Below are 21,671 nucleotides of genomic sequence, written 5' to 3' on the forward strand. Positions count from 1 at the left end.
GCGGTAGAGAGCCGCCGGGCGTGGCCCGGCGTACCCATCAGGCGTCGGCTTCTTCCGGCTCGCTGGCCTGCTGGCGGCTGCGCTCGGGCAGCTTCAGGCGCTTGCCTTCTTCGTCGTACTCGATCAGCAGCACGCCTGAATCGTGGCGGCCGCTGATTTCGACGAAGCAGGCGCCGCCAATGAACGGCTCCAGCGTCATCACCGATTTCAGCGGGGTGGCCACCACCATCTGGAAACCGAAGTTGTCGAAGATGTTCATGGCCAACGCGGTGAACTCGTTGTCGGCCTTGTCGAAGGCTTCGTCGAGCACCACGGCGGCATAGCTGGGCAGCTGGCTGTCGGCGCCGCCCAACTGGTAGCGCAGCGCTGCGGCCAGGCAGGTGGTGGCCAGCTTCTGCCGCTGGCCGCCGGATTTGCCGGCGCCGCTGCGGTAGATTTCCACCTGCTGGCGCGTTTCGGCATCCAGTTCCACGCCGATGAACTCCACGTGCATGCGCACGTCCAGCACCAGTTCGCGCCAGCGCTTGTCCTCGCCTTCCTGCGAACCCAGCCGGTTCACCAGCTGGCGCAGCACGGTGAACTGCGATTCGGCCACTTCGCGCTGTTCGGTCTGCTGCTGCGACAGGACTTCACGCAGCTGCTGGTGGAACTCGCCCACTTCCGGCAGACGGCGATCGCTCAGCTCGATGGTCAACAGGGTGCCGCGGTTGAACGGCACCTGTTCCAGGCTGGCGTTCACTTCGTCCAGGCGCTGGCCGATCGACTTGCGGGCCTCGGCGCTGTGGCGCTGCAGGGCCAGCAGGTTGTTCTTGCTCTGGTTCTGCAGCAGGTCGAAGAAGCGCTCTTCGTGCTGCGGCAGGCCGTCGCGCTCCAGGCGTTCCAGACGGGCCAGGAAATCATCGGCCGACGCCACCGAGACGGTGAAGTCGCCCGATTCTTCCGGCCACTGTTGGATGAAGCGGCGGAAGCAGCCCAGCAGCAGGTTTTCGACGCGGTTGACGTCCTGTTGCGAGGACGACAACTGCTCGTTCAGCGCGTTGCTGACTTGGCGCATGTGCGCTTCCAGAGTTTCCAGGCTGAGCGGGCCCTGCTCCTGCAGGCGCTCGGCCAGCCCGGCTTCCTGCTCCTGGGCCAGCGCCGGCAGCACCAGCGCACGGCTCTGCTGCCGTGCACGGTCCAGGCGGTCGCGTTCGCGCACCAGCTGGCCACGCTCCACGCGGGTGTCTTCGTAGGTGCGGCGGGCCTGTTCGATATCGGCGCGTACCGCATCGATCTGCTGCGCAAGGCGGGCCAAGTCGGCATTGCCTTCGCGCAGGTCGCGCAGGCTGGCTTCGATATCGGCCACGCGCTGCTGCGGGGCGGCGATGTCGATCTCGTTCCAGCTGATGCCCACCAGTTCATGGCAGGCCAGGCGGCGTTCGTTGTCACGGTCACGCTGGCCACGCAGGCGCGCGATGTCGGTCTCGCAGCCAGCGATGCGCTTGGCCAGTTCCTGCGCTTCCTTCTCGAACGCACCGACCTTGTCGTGGTTGTTGAAGCCCAGGATCCAGCGGCGGCGGTCACCGACTGCGCTGCGGTCATCCTTCTCGAAACGGTCGCCCGGGTGCTTGACCTGGCCTTCGCGGGTGATGCCGCGATCGACGTTGCGCAGCTGCTTGGCATCCACGCATTCGTAGTCGAAGCGCTTGCCCAGCTCGCGGCGCAGCCAGCTTTCGAACACGTGGTCGCGCAGTTCCAGCTTGTGCAGCAGCGAACGGCCCGACGGCTCACGGGCAAAGGCCTCATCGTTGCGGCGCACGCGGTAGTAGGTGAAACGCATGCCCAGGTGGGTGCGGTTCACCCACTCGGCCACGTCGTTGTAGTGCTTGTCATCGACCAGCAGCGACAGCGCGAAGCCGCCCAGCACACGCTCGATGGCACCCTGCCAGGCCTGTTCGTCCGAACGTACCTGGATCAGCTCGCCGACGAACGGCAGTGCCGCTTCGGAAATGCCGGTCTCTTCGGCCAGGCGCGCGCGCAGCTTCTGCATGGGCGCGGGAATGTTCGAAGGCGTGCGCTGCATCGCCTCCAGTTCACCACGCACTTCGCTGAAGCGGCGTTCGTCATCGCGCTTGCCGCCCAGGCGGTCGCTGATCGCATCGTCCAGGGCGCTGGAGGCACGCTGGCGGTCCTGCAGTTCGGTCTGCGCCTGCGCGACCAGCTCGGCAAAGCCGTGTGCATCGTCGGGCAGTTCGGCCTGCAGCTTCTGCGCGGCCTCGCGGGCCTGGTTGTACTTGGCCAGGCGACGGTCGCGCTCGGCTTCTGCGCGGCCCTGCTCGCGTTCCAGTTCCTCGATGCGTTCGCCGCCCTGCTGGCGGCGCTGCAGTTCCAGTTCGGCCAGGCGCTCGGTGTGGTTGTCCAGCGCGGCACGCCGCTGCGATTCCTCGCCCAGCAGGCCGCGGTCGCGCACGTCCATCTCGCGCAGGCGCGCTTCGATCAGCAGCTGGCGGCGGCTTTCGCGGAAACTGTCGATGCCCAGCTTGAGGGCTTCGTCGTCGCCGCGCTGGCGCGACATTTCCTTCAGGTCGTTGTAGTGGGCGCGCGCCGGCAGCAGAGTTTCCACCTGGCGACGCGCGGTCACCACGGCCTGGTGCGCGCCATCCAGTTCGGCGAAATCGCTGACCAGGCGCTCGGCCGCATCGAAGGTGCGCGGCGTATCGAGCATGAAGTCGCGCAGGAAGACGTTCAGGTCGCCCAGGTTCTTGGCAGACTGGGTCTTGTGCAGCAGGCGCAGCGCCATCTCGTTGTCGATGCCCAGCAGGTCGCGGAAGCGCTCTGCATAGCCAGAGAACGTGTCGAAATGGTGGACGTCGGCCAGCTTCTGCTTCAGCTTGCGCAGGTCCAGGTCGAAGCCGCCCAGGTCCTTGGCGATGTCGAACGGACGCTCGGCGATCATGTAGTGCTTGCGCACATCGCCGGCCGAGGTGCCGTTGCCGGAGATCCACAGCAGGCGCACCAGGCTGACCACGCGGCCGTCACCGGCGCGGTACTCCAGCACCAGGGCGGTCCAGGTGGCGCCCTTGCGCAGGTACTGGGTGGCGATTTCGCCGGTGCCACTGTCCTGCTGGTCGGCCCAGGCGCCGCGCACATACGACACCAGGTTGCGGTCGCGGCCACTGCGCTCGGCTTCGCGGGCGGCGGCGTTGAAGTCGACGATGGCCGGCGGCGTAAGCAGCGCAGACATCGCATCGAGCAGGGTGGACTTGCCCGAGCCGGAGCGGCCGACGAACAGGAAGCCACGCTCGGCGATCGGCACTTCGGTCAGGCCGTTGAAGGTGCCCCAGTTGTGCACCTGCAGGCGGCGCATGCGGAACTGCTGCAGGCGCGGGTCGGGCAGGCCGTCGTTGAACAGGGCGGGAGTGTGCTTGGAAATGGCCATGCGGTGGTCGGGTCTCTCAGGCCTCGGCGGCCGGGGTTTCGCGCAGCTGGCGGTAGACCGCCGAAAGCTGGGACACGTCTTCGGCGGAGAACAGCAGCTTCAGCGCCGGCGAGACTTCGTGGCGGTCTTCCTGGCCGCTCAGGCGGGTCAGGATGTGGTTGTCCTTCATCTTCTGCACGGCCGACGCCACGCGGCGGTTGAAGCCGGCGCGGTCGGTGGACAGGTTCTTTTCATAGATGGCCAGTGCTTCGGCCATCTCGGCATCGGCGACCACGGCACGGTTGCCACGCGCGTCTGCCTCGGCCAACTGCTGGCGCAGGAACAGCAGCAGCACCGAGTCGATGAAGGTCAGCGGCGAGGTACGCAGCAGCACCGGCGCATCCACGTCTTCGGTGTCGGCCTGGCGGGTGAACGCCACGCCGCTGTCGCGGTCCAGCACCAGTTCCAGGAACAGATCGGCCAGCGCCGAGCGGATGCCGGCTTCGCTGCGGATCAGCGCCGGCCACAGCTTGGCGTGGCGCAGCTGGTCGATGCTGGGGCCGATCAGCAGCTGGCACAGCGCGCGGCGCGCATCCAGCGGCAGGCGACCGGTGTCGCCCATGTAATAGACATCGTTGCCGCGGCGCGGCTGCGAGGCCGCCGGTGCCGGTTCGGCTTCGTAGGCGTCTTCGACCAGGTCGTCCGCCGCTGCTTCGATGGGGTCTTCATGCCAGCTCATGGCGTCTCTCCTGGGTGAACCAAACCAGCGGAATACGTGCGCGGCGTACCTGGCCGTCGCCGCCGCGCCATTGCGCAAGCTCCTGCTCGCCAGCCACCACGTTGCCAAAACGCGTGCCCAGCGACAGGTAGCCGATGACACTGCCCAGGCCCTGCGGGGCTTCGCGCTGCGAAAGTGCCTGGGCAATGCTCAGGCGCGGCTGCGCGTCCAGCAGATCGTGCAGGTCACGGCGCAGGGTGCGGAAGTCGATTTCCGACGAGGCCACCAGGTCGCCCACGCTTTCCAGGCTGATGCTGGCCGCATCGTTGTATTCAACGTTGCCATCGACCTGCGCGCTGCGCGGATCGTGCAGCTTCCACTGCGACCACGAACGCAGGCGGCTGGTGGTCAGCTGCAGGTCGCGACCGATGCCGCGCTGGGCCGGGAATTCGTCGCGCAGCGCCAGCGCTTCGGACTGGGCCTGCTTCAGCAGCTGGTTCAAGCGGCGCTGTTCCAGGTAGCCACGGCTCTGCACGAAACCGCGCAGGCTGCGCGCGAAGTTCTGCAGTACGTCGTGCACCTGGCCGCCACGCTCGAGCATGGTGCTGGTGAAGCTGCGCAGGAAGTTGCGTTCGTTGCGGTCCAGGCGGCGGGCAAAGCCACGCGCCAGCACCGCTTCCAGCGCGGCATCGAGCTGGGCGCTCTGTTCGGCATCGTTGAGCAGCCGCCAGAACGCCTGGAAGCTGCGGCCGGCATCGCTCTCGCCGATCACGTCCACGCCTTCAAACAGCTGCGACAGCACGTCGCCGCGCTCGCCTTCGTCGTCGATGATTCGCTCGCGGAAATCGCGGTTGAGCTGCTCGAAGTCATCACGCACGCGGCGGAAGTCTTCGGTCAGTTCGTCGGCCAGGCCGATGATCTGGCGGGTGCGTTCCAGCGCGCGCTTGCCGTCCAGGGCAATCACCCGGCCAGCGCTGACGCGGGCGATCTCCGCATCGATGCGGTCGCGCTCGTCGCGCAGCGCGGACAGGCGCGCGTCCGGGTCCGATTCGGTCTGTGCGGCCAGCTGCGAGAGCTGTTCGATCACCAGCGCCAGACGGCTTTCGGTGGCGGCCACGCGGGCCTGTTCCAGGCTGTCGGCGAAACGGATGGCCTGCAGCGCGGGGGTGGACAGTTCGTACTGTTCCTGGTCGGCGCCGTCGGGCAGGCGGCGCTCCAGCCAGCCCTGGGCGAGCCAGTGCGCGATGTAGGCCTGCGCGGTACGCGGCAGGTCGCGCGACAGTTCATCGCTGTTGAGCTGGTCCAGGGCGCGCTGCAGGCGTTCGTGCAGCACCGCCGAGGGCAGCGTGCGCTCGCCGTCCATCAGCAGGCCCTGCAACAGGCCGATGATTTCCGGAGCATGGTCGGCAGCCAGCAGCTTCCACTGCGGCTGTTCGCGCAGGGTGCGGTAACGGGAGATGCGTTCGCGGTGCTTCATGCAGCGACAGTGATCAGGTTGGCGGGGTGCGGAAGGCAGCCGCAGGCGGCCGCATGCAATGCGGCCGCGCGGGCGCGGCCGGCCACGGCGGGCCGGCGGGGCGCAGGCAAGCGGCTCAGCGCTTGGTGCCCACTTCGATGAAGCGCAGGAACTCGGCGCGGGTACGCGCGTCGTCGCGGAAGCTGCCCAGCATCTTGGAGGTGACCATGCTGACGCCACGCTTGTGGATGCCGCGGGTGGTCATGCATTCATGGGCGCCTTCGACGACCACGCCCACGCCGATCGGCTGCAGCACGTCCTGGATGCACTGGGCGATCTGCGCGGTCATCTTTTCCTGCACCTGGAAGCGACGGGCGTAGGCTTCGACCACGCGGGCCAGCTTGCTGATGCCCACCACCTTGCCGGCCGGCAGGTAGCCGACGTGCACGCGGCCGATGATCGGCGCCATGTGGTGTTCGCAGTGGCTTTCGTATTCGATGTCGCGCAGCACGATCAGTTCGTCGTAGCCGGCCACTTCCTCGAAGGTGCGTTCCATGTAGGCACGCGGGTCGTCGCGGTAGCCGCTGAACCAGTCGCCATAGGCCTCGGCCACGCGGCGCGGGGTATCCAGCAGGCCTTCACGGGACGGGTCCTCGCCGGCCCAGCGCAGCAGGGTGCGCACCGCATCCTCGGCCTGGTCCTGGGTCACATCGCCCTGCGGGGCGGCCTTTTCGTTGTTCTTGCTCATTGCGTACAGCGTCCCGAACGGGGGGCGAGCATCGTACCCGACCGGGGGGTGGGTCGTCCTGTGGGGACGGTTCATCGGGTGTTCTTGCGACGCCTTCCTGTTATCGGTCTGGAGTTGCGGGGGAGGGCAGGCAGGACACGCCGCAAGTACGTCCCTGTAGGCTCGTAGGCGCCATCCATGGCGCCTGCGGTCCTGCCGGCCCTCCCCCGCAACTCCCTGACGGTTTCCTGCGGGCGCGGCTGGACCGCCCGAAAGCGGGGTCAAAAGCTGGGGTTCATGGCTTCGGAAGCACCTCGCGCCGCTGCTGTGGTGGGTGCGGACCGTTGGTCCGCACTGCTTCTGCTTTTGCCTTTAAAGAGCCAACCCACCGCGCCCGCGGGGTGATGGATGGGTGGCGCAGGGCCGGATGGGCCAGGACCGCAGGCGCCATGGGCCCGAGGCATGCCTCGGGCGGGTTGGGCAGGACGCCCAACCCCGGTCTTGCCGTGTGCGCAGGATTGCGCACACGAGCAAGGCGCCTACGAGCCCCCATGGGTGAGGGCGCTTTGCTTGCGAGGCATGCCTCGCAAGCGCCCGAACGCCCAGCCGCCAGCGGCTGGGCCGGCCCCCGAAGGGGGGTTTACGGCGTGTCCTGGACCATCCGGCCCTGCACCACCCCAACCGACAGCACACGAGGCGCAACGCTTTCCTCAGTACCCCCCCCAACCCACCCATTCAGCAAAACCTATTGATAGGAATGAAATTAGTAGTATCCTATCTATCTCTTATGGACCGACCCCTCGACGAGCGCACCCGGCTGCAGATGCAGCTCAGCTCCGGCCTGCTGTACGCAGGGCGGCAGTGGCAGCGCCTGGCTGACAGCCGGTTGGGCAGCTACGGCATCTCCACCGCCTGCACCATGCCCCTGCTGATGATCGGCCGCTCCGGCGGTGGCATCCGCCAGGTGGCGCTGGCCCAGCAACTGGGCATGGAAGGTCCCTCGCTGGTGCGCCTGCTGGACAAGCTGTGCGCCAGCGATCTGGTCCGCCGCGAAAGCGATGCCAGCGACCGCCGCGCCAACCTGCTGTGGCTGACCGATGAAGGCCAGACCCTGGTGCGCGAGCTGGAAGAACAGTTGATCGGCCTGCGCCAGGACGTGTTCGGCGAACTGACCATGGATGAACTGCACGCCGTGCTGAAGGCATGGCGCCTGCTGGGCGAGGCCGCCGACCGCATCACGTAAGCCCGCACTGCCCCTGCGTGCGCCGCTGCCGTGGACGCGCCAGCGGCGTTGTCGCGTTGTTGTTGTTGCTCCTTCCCCTTCCCTACTACCGCCCCCCCTACCGATGCCCGGTGAATTCAGTCTCCACGGAGTGTTCGTCCCGACCCTGCTCGGGCTGATGCTGCTGGCCTACCTGGTCAACAGCGGCCTGCACGCGCTGCTGCAGCGTGCCGGCGCCTATCGCCATGTCTGGCACCCGCCACTGTTCAACCTGGCCCTGTACGGCATCGTGCTGGGTGCGCTGTTCCACCTTCTGCGTTGGATGCAATCGTGAACAAGATCGTGAAAAAGACCCTGCCGGTGCTGCTCACCGGTGCCGCCGTGATCGTTGCCCTGCTGGTGCTGCGCCAGCTCTGGGTCTATTACATGGATGAGCCGTGGACCCGCGATGCCCACGTCGGTGCCGACGTGGTGCAGGTGGCGCCGGATGTCTCTGGGCTGGTGGAGGCCGTGGACGTGGCCGACAACCAAGCCGTGAAGAAGGGCGATCTGCTGTTCGTGGTCGACCGCGCGCGCTACCGCATCGCCCTGGAACAGGCCCGCGCCAGCCTGGCCGAACGCCAGGCCTCGGTGGCCCAGCTGCGCCGCGAGATCGGCCGCGACCGCAGCCTGCAGGACCTGGTGGCCGCCGAGGACGCCGAAGTGCGCCGGGCCAAGCTGCAGGCCGCGCAGGCCGCATTGGCCACCGCACAGGCCGCCGTGGATCTGGCCGAGTTGAACCTGGCCCGCACCGAAGTGCGCGCCCCGGCCGATGGCCGGGTGAACGACCGCACCATGCGCGTGGGCGACTATGTGGTGGCCGGCAAGCCGGTGCTGGCGCTGCTGGATACCGGCTCGTTCCGCATCGATGGCTACTTCGAGGAAACCCGCCTGCGTGGCGTGGCCCCGGGCCAGCGCGTGGACATCCGCCTGATGGGCGAGGACATCGCGCTGACCGGCCACGTGGAAAGCATCGCCGCCGGCATCGAAGACCGCTACCGCAGCAACGGCAGCAGCCTGCTGCCGAACGTAACCCCGGCCTTCGACTGGGTGCGGCTGGCGCAGCGCATCCCGGTGCGCATCGCCATCGACGAGGTCCCCGAAGGCGTGCAGCTGATCTCCGGCCGTACCGCAACGGTGACCGTCGACACCCACAGCAAGCACGCAGACAAGGCCGGCGCCACGCCGACACAGGCGGGCCTGTGAACACCACCCTGCCCCGTCTCGGCCTGATCGTCGCCCTGGCCAGCCTGGCGGCCTGCAAGACCGTGGGCCCGGATTACGCCCTGCCGGAAGGCTCGGCGTTCAAGCGCCCGCAGGCCAATGCAGCCTTCATCGACACCCAGAACCCGGACGTGGCCGCCAACCAGGCGCTGCCCGACCGCTGGTGGTCGCTGTACAACGACCCGGTGCTGGACGGGCTGATCACCCAGGCGTTGCGTGACAACGTCGAGCTGAAGGCGGCCGATGCGCACCTGCGCCGTGCCGCCGCCGTGTACGAGCAGGCGATGGATGCCGGTGGCTTCGAGTACGAAGCCGAGGCCGGCATCAGCCGCGCACAGTTGTCAGCCGAGTCGTTCCTGCAGGAACACGAACTGCCGGTGATCAACCTGGCCGACGGCAAGTTCGCCGTCAGCTACCAGTTCGATCTGTTCGGCAAGCTCAAGCGCGGTGCCGAGGCGGCACACGCCGACGAGCAATCTGTGGCCGCCGCGCGCGACCTGGCCCAGGTGAGCGTGGTCGCCGAAGTGGCCGACAGCTACCTGGAAATCTGCCACGCCAACCACGAACTGCACGTGGCCGAGCATTCGCTGCAGCTGCAGCAGCGCAGCCGTTCGGTCACCCAGCGGCTGATCAATGCCGGCCGTGGCACGCCGCCGGAGCTGGCCCGCGCCAATGCTCAGGTCGCCCTGCTGGAGGCCGCGCTGCCGCCGTTGCGCGCACAGCGATCGGCCGCGGCCTATTCGCTGGCCGCCCTGCTGGGCCAGACCCCTGGCCAGCTGCCTGCCGGGGTGATCGACTGCGCCGATGCGCCACGCCTGGCGCAGCCGCTGCCGGTGGGTGATGGCCGCGCCCTGCTGCAGCGCCGCCCCGATATCCGCCAGGCCGAACGCAAGCTGGCCTCGGCCACCGCGCGTATCGGCGTGGCCACGGCCGAGCTGTACCCGGACATCCGCCTGGGCGCCTCGCTGGGCGCGGCCGGCCTGCTGGAGGACTTCGGCACGCCGATGACCCAGCAGTGGTCGATCGGCCCGCTGATCTCCTGGACGCTGCCGTCTTCGGGTACGCATGCGCGCATCCACGCCGCCGAAGCCGGTGCCGATGCCGCCCTGGCCGAGTTCGACCATGCGGTGCTGCAGGCCCTGCGCGAGACCCAGACCGCACTGGACCGCTATGCACAGGACCTGCGCCGCCTGCAGTCACTGCGCGAAGCGCAACAGCAGGCCGCGCTGGCCGCCGAGCAGAACCGCCGGCTGTACCAGGGTGGGCGCACGCCGTACCTGTCCAGCCTGGATGCCGACCGCAGCCTGGCCACCAGCGATGCCACCCTGGCCGCCGCCGAAGCGCAGGTGTCGCGCGACCAGATCCATCTGTTCCTGGTGCTGGGCGGCGGCTGGCAGACCACGGTTGCCCCCGCCACCGCACAGGCCCCGGCGAAGTAAGCGATGGACGGACTGACCGACCGCCAGGCGTGGCTGTTTTCGATCAAGACCTACCTGGCCGCGATCGCGGCGCTGTACATCGCCATGGCCGGCAACCTGTCCCGCCCGTACTGGGCGATGGGCACGGTGTACATCGTCAGCCAGCCGCTGCTGGGCCCGACCCGGGCCAAGGGCGTGTACCGCATTGTTGGCACCCTGGTGGCCGGCCTGGCCACCCTGCTGGTACTGCCGGCGCTGGTGGAAACGCCGATGGTGCTGAGCGCGGCCATGTCGATCTGGCTGGCCGCCTGCCTGTTCCTGGCCCTGCTCAACCGCGGCCCACGCGGCTATGCGTTCCTGCTGGCCGGCTACACCACCGCCTTCATCGGCTTCCCGGCCGTCACCTCACCGGAAACGATCTTCGACACGGTGGTGGCGCGCAGTGAGGAGATCATCCTCGGCACGGTGGTGGCGGTGTTGTTCGCTTCGCTGCTGTTCCCCGCCTCGGTGCGGCCGATGCTGCGCGGGCGCATCAACAACTGGATGGAGGACGCCGCGCAGTGGTGCCGGCAGATCCTGGAGCGCGGCCGCGCGCATGCGCCGCGCAACCGGCTGGCCGCCGATCTGGTGCAGTTCGAGGCCCTGATCGAGTTCCTGCGCCGCGACGATCCACGCCATGCCGGCTCCGCCGTTTCGATGGAACGGCTGCGTGAGCGCATGCTGCTGTTGCTGCCGGTGCTGTCGTCCATTGCCGACCGCTTGAGCGCGTTGCGCAGCCACGGCCAGGTACTGCCGCAGGGCCTGCCGGAACTGGTGGACGATATCCGCGCGTGGATCGACACCCCTGCCAGCGCCAGCGACTACGCGCGCCTGCACGCCCGCATCAGCGCCCTGAAGCCGCAGGTGGACCGCGACCTGCAGCACCTGCAGCTGGCCAGCCTGCTGCTGCGCCTGGAGGAGCTGGTGGACCTGTGGCAGGACTGCCGCACCCTGCAGCACGCCATCGACCACGGCACCGCACCGCTGGACCGCGCGCACTACCGCATCCGCACCGAGCGCGTGGCCACCGACAAGCACGTGGACTACGGCATGGCGCTGTTCTCCGCGCTCAGCGCCGGCGTGGCCCTGATGAGCTACTGCGTGCTGTGGATTGGCCTGGGCTGGGAGGGCGGTGGCAACGGCGCGATGATGGCGGCGGTGACGGCGGCCTTCTTCGCCGCACAGGATGATCCGGCGCCGAGCATGGTCTCGTTCCTGGTCTGGGCCATCGTCGCATCGCTGGTGGCCGGCGTGTATCTGTTCGGCGTATTCCCGGCCGTGCATGACTTCGGCCTGCTGGCGCTGGTGCTGGCTGTGGCGTTCCTGCCGCTGGGCCTGCTGCTGCACCACCCCAAGAGCGCGCTGTTCGCGCTGCCGCTGACGGTGAACCTGGCCGCGCTGCTGAGCCTGCAGAACACCTACAGCGCCAACATCCAGAGCTTCCTCAACTCGTCCATCGCGATGTTCATCGGTATTGGCTTTGCCGTGGTGATGACCCGCCTGTTCCGTTCGGTGGGTGCCGAATGGACCGCGCGCCGGCTGGTGCGGCAAGGCTGGACCACGCTGGCCGAGGCCGCCGAAGGGCGCGGCCAGCAGGATCGCCAGCGCTTCGCCGCGCGCATGCTGGATCTGTTGGGTCTGCTGGCGCCGCGCCTGGCGGCAACGCCGGAAGGCAGCGACATCGCCTCGGTGGACATGCTCAACGAGGCGCGCATTGGTCTGAACATCCTGCAGCTGCGCCGTGCCCGGCTGGAACTGCCGGAACGCAGCCGCGAAGCGGTGGAACACATCCTGGAAGAACTGGCCGCGCACTACCGGCGCCAGGTGGCGGCACGTCGACCGATCGCCGCCAGCGAAGCGCTGCGCGAACGGTTGGATGCCTCGCTGGGCCGCGTGGGCAACGTGGCCGCCTGCAAGGCGCGCGATGAAGCGCTGATGGGCCTGGTCGGGGTGCGCTTCGCATTGTTCCCCGAAGCCAAGGCGCTGGCACCGGGCGTGGCGGACGCCGGCGCGCCGTCCATGTAAGGCGATCCGCCGGGCATGGCCCGGCGCTACCATCGCTACCCGGTAGCGCCGGGCCATGCCCGGCGGCCTTTCGCCCCGACAACAGGACGGTTCAATGAGTTACGACATGATGGTCTTCGAGGCCAGCGCCGCCCCTCGCGAGGCGGCGGCCTTCATCGCCTGGTTCGAAAAGCAGGTGCAATGGGGCGAGAACCACGAGTACGACGACCCGGCGGTCAGCAGCCCGGCGCTGCAGGCCTGGTTTGCGGACATGGCGCGGGAGTTCCCGCCGATGAATGGTCCGCTGAGCAACGATGATGACGACCGCCCCGAAGTGACTGATTACAGCATCGGCCGCCAGGTGATTTACGGCGCCTTTGCGTACTCGGTGGCCGAGCGCGCGCATGGCCGCGTGCAGGACCTGGCCGAACAGCACGGCGTGGGCTTCTTCGATCTCAGCGCCGATGAAGCTGCGATCGTCTTCCCCGATGGCCTGGTGCTGATCGCGGAATGAACGTGGCGGCAGGGCGGCGCCCTGCACCTGCCAAATCAACAGCAACGTCAACGTCTTCGGCGCGATGGGGTCAGAGCCCGTTCCCGTCGGGAACGGGATCCGACCCCGCTTCTGCGCCCAGCCGCCAGGCCAGGCCGCCCAGGCGGCTGGCGTGGCGCTTCAGCGCCGCCACCAGCACGTCTTCGCTGCCGGCCAGGTGCAGGCGCTGGCGGGCGCGGGTCAGGCCGGTGTAGACCAGTTCGCGCGACAGGACGCGGCTGTCCTGCCGCGGCAACTGCAGCCAGACCTCATCGAATTCCGAACCCTGTGCCTTGTGCACCGTCATCGCGAAGGCGCTTTCGTGCGCGGGCAGTGCGGCCGGATGGAAGGCGCGGGGCTGGTCGAGCGTGTCGCCGGGGAACCAGGCGGCCATCGCACCCTGCGGGTCGCGCAGGCAGATGCCGATATCACCGTTGAACAGCCGGTGCCGATAGCTGTTTTCGGTGATCAGCAGCAGACGGCCCTGGAAGTAACCGGGCGTGTTGCCGGCCAGCAGCTGCTCAATGCGGCTGTTGAGACCGCGCGCGCCCTGCGGGCCTTCGCGCAGTGCGGTGAGCACGCGCAGGCGGCCGGCCTGCTGCAGCGCGCGGCCGGGGTCGTCGGCCTCGGCCAGCGCGCGCCAGTGCGCGAGCAGGTGGTCGCGCTGGCCGCGCAGCGGATCGGCATCGTGTTCGTGGAAGCTGACCCCGGACAGGCCGCCGTCGCGCAGCAGGGCCAGGGCGGCGCCGCTGTCACCTTCGCGCACGGCCTGGGCCAGCGGTGCCAGCTGCAGCGCATCACTCTGCCGATAGCCACGCTGCAACTGCACGCGGCGGCCAGCGAAGGCGCGTGGCGGTGCCTGCGGCTGCAGGGTGGGCGCGGCCAGCAAACCGTGCAGGGCCTGCGCGTCGTCGGCACGAGTGCCGCTGCCATCGCCACTGGCGCGCAGGATCGCGCTGAGCACATCGCCAGCTTCCACCGAGGGCAACTGGTCCGGATCGCCCAGCAGGATCAACCTCGTACCGCTGGCAATGGCATCGACCAGCTTGGCCATCAGTGGCAGATCGATCATCGATGCTTCGTCCACCACCACCACATCCACCGGCAGTGGATTGTCGGCGTGGTGGCGGAAGCGCGGCGAATCGGGAATGACGCCGAGCAGGCGATGCAGGGTCGTGCCGGTGCTCGGCAATGCCGCACACAGCGCCGGGTCCAGCCCTGCTTCCTGCAGCCGCTGCACGGCCAGACGCAGGCTCTCGGCCATGCGCTCGGCGGCACGCCCGGTGGGTGCGGCCAGGGCCACCTGCGGTGCCGGTTGCCCCGCCTGCAGGGCCTGCGCGGCCAGCAGCAGCAACAGGCGGGCGATGGTGGTGGTCTTGCCGGTACCGGGGCCGCCGGTGACCAGCGCCAGCGGGTGGCGCAGGGTCACCCCGGCCGCACGTGCCTGGTGGTCTTCCTGCGTGGCGGCGGCGGGGAACAGACGCGCGAACAAGGGCGCCAGCGCGGCCATGTCCGGCGCCGGCAGCGGGTGCCGGCCGATGCGCTGCAGCCCGGCGGCCAGCTGCCGCTCGTATTCGCGGTAGCGGCGCAGGTACACCAGGCCGTTTTCCAGCACCAGCGGTGCCTCATCGGCAGCGGCGTCCGGGTCATCGGGCTGTGCCACCCAGGGCGAGGCCCGCAGCTGGGCCAGCCACTGCGGCGGCGGCGGCCACGCGGTCACACCCTCGATCAGGCGACCGGGCTGCGCCGGATCGAAACCGGCATGGCCCTGCGATACCGCCAGCGAGGCCAGCGCGGCAGCCACCGCCACTGCATCGGGCGTATCGTCGCGCAACCGCAGCAGGCTGGTGGCCAGGGCATGGTCGAGCGTGCGCAGGTGGCGGCCCACGTACAGCTGTTTCAGCAGGCTGGTGCTCATGCGCTGGCTCCGATCGCACGCGCGGCCAGTGCGGCATGGGCAGCGTCGCCACCGGCAAACAGCGCGTCCAACCCATCCACCAGCTCGGGTGCGAAGCGGTCGACATGGACCCCGTTGCCATTGCCGTCCAGGCCGCGGCAGAACAGATAGCGGATGCCGCCCATGTCACGCGCGTAGTCGTAGGCGCGGCCCAGGCGGAAGCGCAGCCAGCGGTGCAGGGCCACGGTGTAGATCAGCGCCTGCAGGTCATATTCGCTGTGGCGCATGGCGATCTGCAGCAGGTCCGGGCTGTAGCCCGGCAAGCGGTTGGATTTGTAGTCGAGCACGTACCAGCGCCCATCGCGCACATAGGTCAGGTCGATCTTGCCGGTCATCAGCCCTTCCAGCCGGCGGCGCAGGCCGAAGCCACGGCGGGCGCTGGCAATGCCATGGGCGTGCAGCAGCTGCAGCAGCGCCGGCACACTGGTCGGTTCGATGGCGAAGTGGAACTCGATTTCTGCGCGGCGCTCGCCCTCGCCCAGGCTGTGCAGGGCACCGCCCTCGGGAAGGCCAACGGTGAGCGTGTGGCCCACCAGCGGCACCAGCACGGCCACGCCATCGTCCAGATCCTGGTCGGCATAGCCTTCATCGTGCAGGGCCTTGCGCAGCAGCGCGGCCTGCCCTTCGGGCGCGGGCTGCTCGGGCGTCCAGCTACCCCACGCAGCGAAGTCGACGTTTTCCAGCGCCTCATGCAGCACGTTGCCGAAACGACTGCCCATGAAGCGCGGGTCCGGCGGCTCTGCATCGGCGGCGGCCGCTTCGGGCAAGGCCGGTTCCAGTGGCAGCTCGGCGCCGGCGGGTTCATCGGCGGCCGGTGCCGGCAGTTCGGTGGCGGCCGCTTCGACATCGTTGCCGGCGTCGGCGTGCGCGAGCTGGGTGAAGCTGTACACCCACCAGTCGTGCGGTACGCGCCGGGTCAGGCTGCGCACGGCCGGCAGGTCGCCTTCCTGTTCGGTCGGCAACTGCGGCAGGCGCAGCACCGGCGCGCTGTCGTCGATGCAGACGTCGGCATGCGTGCGCAGGGTCTGCAGATCGCCCAGCAGCGGCGCCAGGCGGGTCTTGCCCAACCCGGCAAGGTCGCCGATGGCGATCCACAGCGCGTGCTCGGCGCGGGTCAGGCCCACGTACAGCAGGCGGGCGTCCTCGGCACGCTGTTCGCGTTCGCGCTGGCCGCTGGCGGCCTCCCAGGCCTCGTCCTTGTCCAGCTTCCAGTGCAGCTGGCGCTGGCCGTCCACGTGCACGGTGCAGTGCGCTGCGTTGTTGGACGCGCCGCCGTCGATGCCAACGAACGGCAGGTACACCAGCGGGTATTCCAGGCCCTTGCTCTTGTGCAGGGTGATGATCTGCACCCGCCGCGCATCCGATTCCAGGCGCAGCAGCTGCTGTTCGTCGTTCTGGTCGGCATGGACCATCTGCCCCTGCAGCCAGTCCAGCAGGCCATGCATGCCCAGTGCCTGCGCCGAGGCTTCCTGCAGCAGTTCGCCCAGCTGCAGGTAGTTGGTCAGCCGGCGCTCGCCATCGATCAGGGCCAGCAGGCGTTCGCCCTGCGCGGCACAGACATCGGCCACCACGGCGAAGGGGCCGCCGCGTTGCCAACGCTCGCGCCAATGCAGCAGCTGGGTCTGGAAGCCACGCTGCAGGTCCCCTTCGCGCTCCATGCTGGCGATCGCGCTGGCGGGCTGGCCCAGCAGCACGGTCGCCAGCGCGGCGCGCAGCCGCCCTTCGTCGGCCGGCTGCAGCAAGGCCAGCAGCAACGCGCGCAGATCGCGGGCCTCGCGGGTGGCGAACAGGCTCTGCTTGCCGGCGGCCACGGCGGGAATGCCCACCGCGGCCAGCGCGCGCTGCACCAGCGTTGCCTCGCGGTGCGAACGCACCAGCACGGCGATATCACCGGGCTGCACCGGCCGGCCACGCAGCACCGCCGCGCCGGCGCGGGCGTCGACCAGGGTCTGGTGGATGGCGGCCACGCAGGCCTGGGTCGCTGCCGCGCGCGAGGCGTCGGCGCCCAGCGCCTTGTCGCCGTCACTGCGCAGCACGCGCAGGGTCAGTGCCGGTGCCGCTGCACCATCACGCAGGTAATCGTCATCGCTGCGCACGCCACCGGGGCGCACCGGCTCAAAGCCGATACCCGCCTCCAGGAAGGCCTCGTCGCCACCGTTGTCATACAGCGCCTGCAGCGCGCGCAGCACCGAGGGCCGCGAACGGAAGTTCTGGTCCAACGGCGGCGCCGGCTGCGCGGCCTGCTTGGCCTTCAGGTAGGTGTGGATGTCACCGCCGCGGAAACCGTAGATGGCCTGCTTCGGGTCGCCGATCAGGAACAGCGCCGGTGCCAGGCCCAGGGTGTGCACCTCGGCCGAATCACCGAACACCGTGTGGAAGATGCCCCACTGGCGATCGTCGGTGTCCTGGAATTCATCGACCAGGGCAATGCGGTACTGCTGGCGCAGTTTGCGCACCAGGTCCAGCCGCTGCGGCCCCTCCAGCGCCTGGGCCACGCCGTCGATCAGGTCGTCATAGGTCTGTACCCGGCGCGTGCGCTTGAGTGCGGCCAGGCGCTGGGCGGCCTCCTCGCGCAGGGCATGCAGGAAGTTCAGTGCGGTGCCGCGCAGCCATTGCTCGCGCTGGTCCAGCAGCGCCACGTAGCGCTGCAGCGGTGCCTGCAGCGGCGAGGACGGCGTGCGATCGACGAACTTCTTGTTGGTCTTGGCCGCCAGCGCATCGGGCAGCAGGGCCGGCAGACGCTCGCTGGACAGCAGTTCGGTCGCATCGCCGCGCTCGCCCCAGGCCAGCAGCTGCCGGCCCAGCGGGTGCAGCCAGCCCAGCTTGTAGGACACGCCGTTGATCCATTTGTTGTCGACTGCTTCGCACAGATCCAGGAAGAACTGTTCGCCATGCTCGCGCACGGCAAGCGACAGTTCTGCCGCCGCGCTCTGCAGGGCCGGGCGCGGGTCGTCCACCGCCACCACCTGCGGGCGCGGGTACAGCGGTGGCGAGGCCAGCAGCGCACGCAGGTCCGAGGCCAGCGCATCGGGGTGCGACCACAGCCAGGTCAGCGGTTCCAGCGTGGCCGGGTCGTTGGCGTGCACGCGCCACAGGTCCGCGGCCAGTTCCTCCAGCAGTTCGCGGTCGCTGGCCAGCAGTTCCGGCGGATCGAAGGTATGCCCGCTTTCCAGTGCGTATTCGCGCAGTACGCGCGTGCAGAAGCCATGGATGGTGAAGATCGAGGCCAGGTCGATCTCGTCGGCGGCGACCTGCAGGCGGCGTTGCAGGGCGGCCGCACTTTCGCTGCCGCCATCAAGATGCCGCTGCAGCACCTGCCGGGTCAGCAGCGCGTCGGGGGCCTCGTCGGCGGCCGGCGGCAGGTCCACCAGCCGCGCGGCCAACGCCAGGCGCTCGCGGATGCGCTTGCGCAGTTCCTGGGTGGCCGCATCGGTGAAGGTCACCGCCAGGATCTGGCCGATGCGCAGGCGCTGTTCCACCACCAGGCGGGTGAACAGGGTGGCCAGGGTGAAGGTCTTGCCGGTGCCGGCGCTGGCCTCGATCAGGCCGATACCGTGCAGCGGCAGCAGCAGGTAGGGATCAACGGGTGTATTCATGCGTCGGCCTCCTTGCCGGTGCCAGCGGGACCGCGCCCGTCACGTACCGCACCGAACACGATCTGGCTGTTGCGCAGCAGATCGGCATAGCTGTCGTCATCGGCAAAGGGATCGGCACCCCGCAACAGCAGTTGCCAGGCATCACTGTTCGCTTCGCCCCAACTGCGGTCGCTGCCGTGCCATTGCTTCCAGCCTTCGCTGCGCTGTTTTTCCACGGGCGCGGTGAACAGCACCCAGCCGGTGTACGGGGCGAAGCGCAGCGGCTCGCGCAGGCCGCGCTGGCGCAGCTGCAGCAGCGCACGCAGGGCGGCGCGCGCCGAGGACACGCTCAGCGCAGGCAGCAGGTGCGGGCCGGGGCCGGCGTCGCCGCCATCGTGGAACTGCACCAGCGGCAGCGCATCGCCGGCGGCATTGGCCAGCAGCCAATCCAGCCCCTGGCGGATGACCGCATTGCCGTTGAGCGTGCCGGCACGCAGGCGCACCAGTCCCTCGGGATGGCGGTCGGCCACCCGGCCATGCAGGCGCACGCCGTCGATATCCACGTCGTAGCGGCGGCTTTCCAGCGGCTGCCCACGCATCCAGCCCAGCATCGCGCTGGCATAGGGGCGGGTCTTGAGCTGTTCGGCGTCGAACTGGCGTTCACCCAGCGCACCGGACGGCAGCAGGCCACGCGCGCGCAGGCGCGGGTACAGCGGCTCGGCATCGCCGCTGAGGGTGGCGCGCACGACGGCAGCCTGCACGCTGCGCTTGTCCGGCCCGCGCGAGGACAGCACCAGCGGTTCCAGGTCATCCACCTCCTCGACCTCGTCGGCCAGGCGCAGGCCCAGTGCCTGGGCCAGGAACTGTCCGGCCGGGTCGCACAGGAAGCGGCGCAGCGCATCCAGTGCCACCTCCGCTTCCACCGCATCGTCCAGCGGCGGTGGCAGCGGCGCGTCGAACCACGCGGGCAGTCCACTGCGCTGGCCGGACAGGCGCCCGGCCGCCGGGTACCACTGCCGGCGGTAACTGAAGCGGCGCCCATCGCCTTCGCCGAACGCGGCCGGCGAGAACGGCTGCAGCGCGTGGCGCACGGTGAAGTCACGCGTGGCCGTGGCGGGGTCCTGGTGGTAGGCGGCCGCGGCGTCGATCAGTTCACTGACCAGCACCGAAGGTTCACGCACGCTGCCATCGCGCGGGTCCGCCCCCAGGTAGCTCAGATAGAACACGTCCTGGGCGGCGGCGAACAACTGCAGGAACAGGAAGCGGTCATCCTCGCGGGTGGAACGGTCACCCGGGCGACGGCGCGGCGTATCCAGTTCGGCGGTGAGCTGGTTCAGGCCGGCAGCCGGGTCGCGGCGCGGGAAGTCGCCATCGTTCAGGCCCAGCACGCAGATCACCCGGAACGGCAGCAGGCGCATTGGCACCATGCGGCCAAAGCTGATGCCACCGGTCAGCAGCGGCGCGCGGGTATCGGCTTCGGACAGCGCACCGGCGAAGTGCGCACGCACCACCTCCGGTGGCACACCCTCTTCGAAGCCAGCGCGGGTGGCATCGTCGGCAAACTGGTTCAGCAGCTTGCGCAGTCGCTCCAGTGCGCGCTGGCTGTTGGGTGAGGTGGGCGCTTCGGGCAGCAGCGCATCGAGCAGGGCCAGCAGGCGCTGGCGCCACTGTGCCGGGGTGAGCGTGTCACCCAGTCGGCGCTGGTACACCGCCAGCACACGCAACAGGCGCAGCAGCCGGTCCAGCGCGTCCAGCGCACCGCCTTCCAGTTCGGTCCAGGGCGCCACACCGGCCAGATCGACGTCGCTGCCGGTGGCGTGGCCCAGCAGCAGCCGGTCCAGCGCGAACTGCCAGGTATAGGCGTCATCGCGCGGCGCCTGCATCTGCCCGCGGTGGTTGGCGTCGATACCCCAGCGCGCGCCGGCCTGCTGCAGCCAGCCGTGCAGGCGGTCGAAATCCACCGCCTCCAGGCCCGCAGCCTCTGCCAACGGCGCGCTGGCCAGCAGATCCAGGATCTCGTTCAGGCCGAAACGCGATACCGGCAGGCCCAGCAGGTGCACGAACACATCGGCCAGCGGCTCACCGGCCAGCGGGCTGCTGTCGGCCAATGCATAGGGAATGTGGTCTTCTTCGCCGCTGCGGCCGCCGAACACCGCTTCCAGGTACGGCACGTAAGGGTCGATGTCCGGCGCCAGCACCGCGATGTCGCGCGGCTGCAGCGGGGGATCGAAGCGCGGGTCCTGCAGCAGCGCGCGCAGCTGGTCGTGCAGCACCTGCAGTTCGCGCAGCCGGGTGTGGCAGGCGTGCACCTGCAGGCTCGGGTCATCGCTGTGCAGGCCGTCGCGCAGTTCCCCCGACGGCAACGCGCGGCGGTGGAACAGATCGCGCTGCAGGCGGTGCAGCAGGCTGTCGGCCAGGCCGCCGTCGGCCAACGTGGGCCGGGTGTCTTCTTCCGGGTCGGAATAGGCGGCGATCTCGCCGGCCGGGTGCACCACTTCGTAACTGCCCAGCACCGCCATGAAGTCGCGGCCGGCGGCGCCCCAGGCTTCCAGCAGGCGGTTTTCGCCGGCGGCTTCGCCGAACGGGTCCGGTGCACCGCTGCGCAGGCGCTCGGCCAGCGTCTGCAGATCGCCCCAGTACGACTGCACCGGGGTCGGCATATAGAAGTGCATCTCGCCCACGCGCGACTGGGTGGCCATGACCCGCAGCACATCTGGCGAGATGTTCAACGTGGCGAAGGCCGACAGGCGCGGCGGCAGGCCCTGCGGCAGCGGCTTGCCCGCGCCTTCGTAGCGATCCAGGTAGTCCTGGATGCGCCGCGCGCGGTAGCCCTGGCCATGGGCGATGGCCCGCCACAGGATCGCCTGCGGATCGTCCGGGTCGGCGCCAGCATCCCAGCGCAGCAGCCAGTCGCGGCGCCAGGCCTGGTACTTCTCGAAGACCGCGGCCAGTTCGCCGGCCAGCGCCCAGGGCTTCAGGGTGTCGCCACCGGCCAGGTAGGACTGCAGCGCGCGCATCGCCGGCTGGGCCAACAGCGACGGATCGCGCAGGGCGCGGTACAGTTTCCAGTGCAGCCCGGCCGCGTCCAGGTCGTCGGCTTCACCGGGCACGTTCGCGTTGAGGGCGCGGGCAACGAACTCGCCCGGGGTGAGGAACTCCAGGTTCGCCGCTACGCCATACTCGGCCGCCAGAGTGGCCTGCAGCCAGCGGCGCATGGCCACCTGGGGAATCAGCACCACCTCCGGGGCCAGCAGCGGCTGGCCGGGAACCGGCGCACGGACGTTGCGCGCCAGCAGCGCGGCCAGCACATCCAGGGAGTTGGAATGGTAGAGACGGAAATCGTTGCCGGGGTCACTCATCGTG

General features: G+C 69.4%; 13 protein-coding genes. 6 read left to right on the top strand and 7 right to left on the bottom strand.

Annotated features, from left to right (window positions below; all coding sequences use genetic code 11):
* Positions 1-37: 37 nt before the first annotated feature.
* The 4 genes from C1931_RS19980 to folE all read right to left on the bottom strand — a co-directional run bounded on the left by C1931_RS19980 (position 38) and on the right by folE (position 6,319).
* Positions 38-3,418: an SbcC/MukB-like Walker B domain-containing protein gene (locus tag C1931_RS19980; RefSeq protein WP_108754644.1), complete on the bottom strand. Its 3,381-nt coding sequence runs from the start codon at positions 3,416-3,418 to the stop codon at positions 38-40.
* Positions 3,419-3,434: 16 nt separating this feature from the next.
* Positions 3,435-4,136 carry a DUF4194 domain-containing protein gene (locus C1931_RS19985; protein ID WP_108757571.1) on the bottom strand — a complete coding sequence of 234 codons (702 nt, stop codon included), beginning with the start codon at positions 4,134-4,136 and terminating at the stop codon, positions 3,435-3,437.
* Positions 4,123-5,592: a DUF3375 domain-containing protein gene (locus tag C1931_RS19990; protein ID WP_108757572.1), complete on the bottom strand. Its 1,470-nt coding sequence runs from the start codon at positions 5,590-5,592 to the stop codon at positions 4,123-4,125. The genes C1931_RS19985 and C1931_RS19990 overlap by 14 nt, the downstream gene beginning before the upstream one ends.
* A 115-nt stretch (positions 5,593-5,707) precedes the next feature.
* On the bottom strand, positions 5,708-6,319 hold the full coding sequence (gene folE / locus C1931_RS19995; RefSeq protein ID WP_108751396.1) for a GTP cyclohydrolase I FolE: 612 nt from the start codon (positions 6,317-6,319) through the stop codon (positions 5,708-5,710).
* A gap of 766 nt (positions 6,320-7,085) precedes the next feature.
* Here folE and C1931_RS20000 point away from each other — a divergent pair.
* The 6 genes from C1931_RS20000 (at position 7,086) to C1931_RS20025 (ending at position 12,758) form a co-directional block, all read left to right on the top strand.
* Positions 7,086-7,541: a MarR family transcriptional regulator gene (locus C1931_RS20000; RefSeq protein ID WP_108751397.1), complete on the top strand. Its 456-nt coding sequence runs from the start codon at positions 7,086-7,088 to the stop codon at positions 7,539-7,541.
* Positions 7,542-7,644: 103 nt separating this feature from the next.
* Positions 7,645-7,854, top strand: coding sequence for a DUF1656 domain-containing protein (locus C1931_RS20005; protein ID WP_108754648.1), 210 nt, complete (start codon positions 7,645-7,647; stop codon positions 7,852-7,854).
* Positions 7,851-8,765: an HlyD family secretion protein gene (locus C1931_RS20010; RefSeq protein WP_199912388.1), complete on the top strand. Its 915-nt coding sequence runs from the start codon at positions 7,851-7,853 to the stop codon at positions 8,763-8,765. Before C1931_RS20005 ends, C1931_RS20010 begins: the two co-directional genes overlap by 4 nt.
* Positions 8,762-10,222 carry an efflux transporter outer membrane subunit gene (locus C1931_RS20015; protein WP_108754650.1) on the top strand — a complete coding sequence of 487 codons (1,461 nt, stop codon included), beginning with the start codon at positions 8,762-8,764 and terminating at the stop codon, positions 10,220-10,222. The genes C1931_RS20010 and C1931_RS20015 overlap by 4 nt, the downstream gene beginning before the upstream one ends.
* Positions 10,223-10,225: 3 nt before the next feature.
* Positions 10,226-12,265 carry an FUSC family protein gene (locus C1931_RS20020; protein WP_108757574.1) on the top strand — a complete coding sequence of 680 codons (2,040 nt, stop codon included), beginning with the start codon at positions 10,226-10,228 and terminating at the stop codon, positions 12,263-12,265.
* A gap of 94 nt (positions 12,266-12,359) precedes the next feature.
* On the top strand, positions 12,360-12,758 hold the full coding sequence (locus tag C1931_RS20025) for a hypothetical protein (RefSeq protein ID WP_108757575.1): 399 nt from the start codon (positions 12,360-12,362) through the stop codon (positions 12,756-12,758).
* Between the two features lie 70 nt (positions 12,759-12,828).
* Here C1931_RS20025 and recD read toward each other — a convergent pair whose 3' ends face one another.
* The 3 genes from recD to recC are packed head-to-tail and all read right to left on the bottom strand — an operon-like array spanning position 12,829 to position 21,667.
* The gene (recD, locus tag C1931_RS20030) at positions 12,829-14,694 is read right to left on the bottom strand and encodes an exodeoxyribonuclease V subunit alpha (RefSeq protein WP_108757576.1); all 1,866 of its coding nucleotides are present in this window, start codon (positions 14,692-14,694) and stop codon (positions 12,829-12,831) included.
* A complete protein-coding gene (recB, locus tag C1931_RS20035; RefSeq protein WP_108757577.1) occupies positions 14,691-18,329 on the bottom strand; it encodes an exodeoxyribonuclease V subunit beta in 3,639 nt (1,212 codons plus the stop codon). The genes recD and recB overlap by 4 nt, the downstream gene beginning before the upstream one ends.
* Complete coding sequence (recC, locus tag C1931_RS20040; protein ID WP_108757578.1) at positions 18,326-21,667, bottom strand: exodeoxyribonuclease V subunit gamma; 3,342 nt, start codon at positions 21,665-21,667, stop codon at positions 18,326-18,328. The genes recB and recC overlap by 4 nt, the downstream gene beginning before the upstream one ends.
* Positions 21,668-21,671 lie beyond the last annotated feature (4 nt).

Source organism: Stenotrophomonas sp. YAU14A_MKIMI4_1 (assembly GCF_003086855.1).
Lineage (GTDB): Bacteria > Pseudomonadota > Gammaproteobacteria > Xanthomonadales > Xanthomonadaceae > Stenotrophomonas.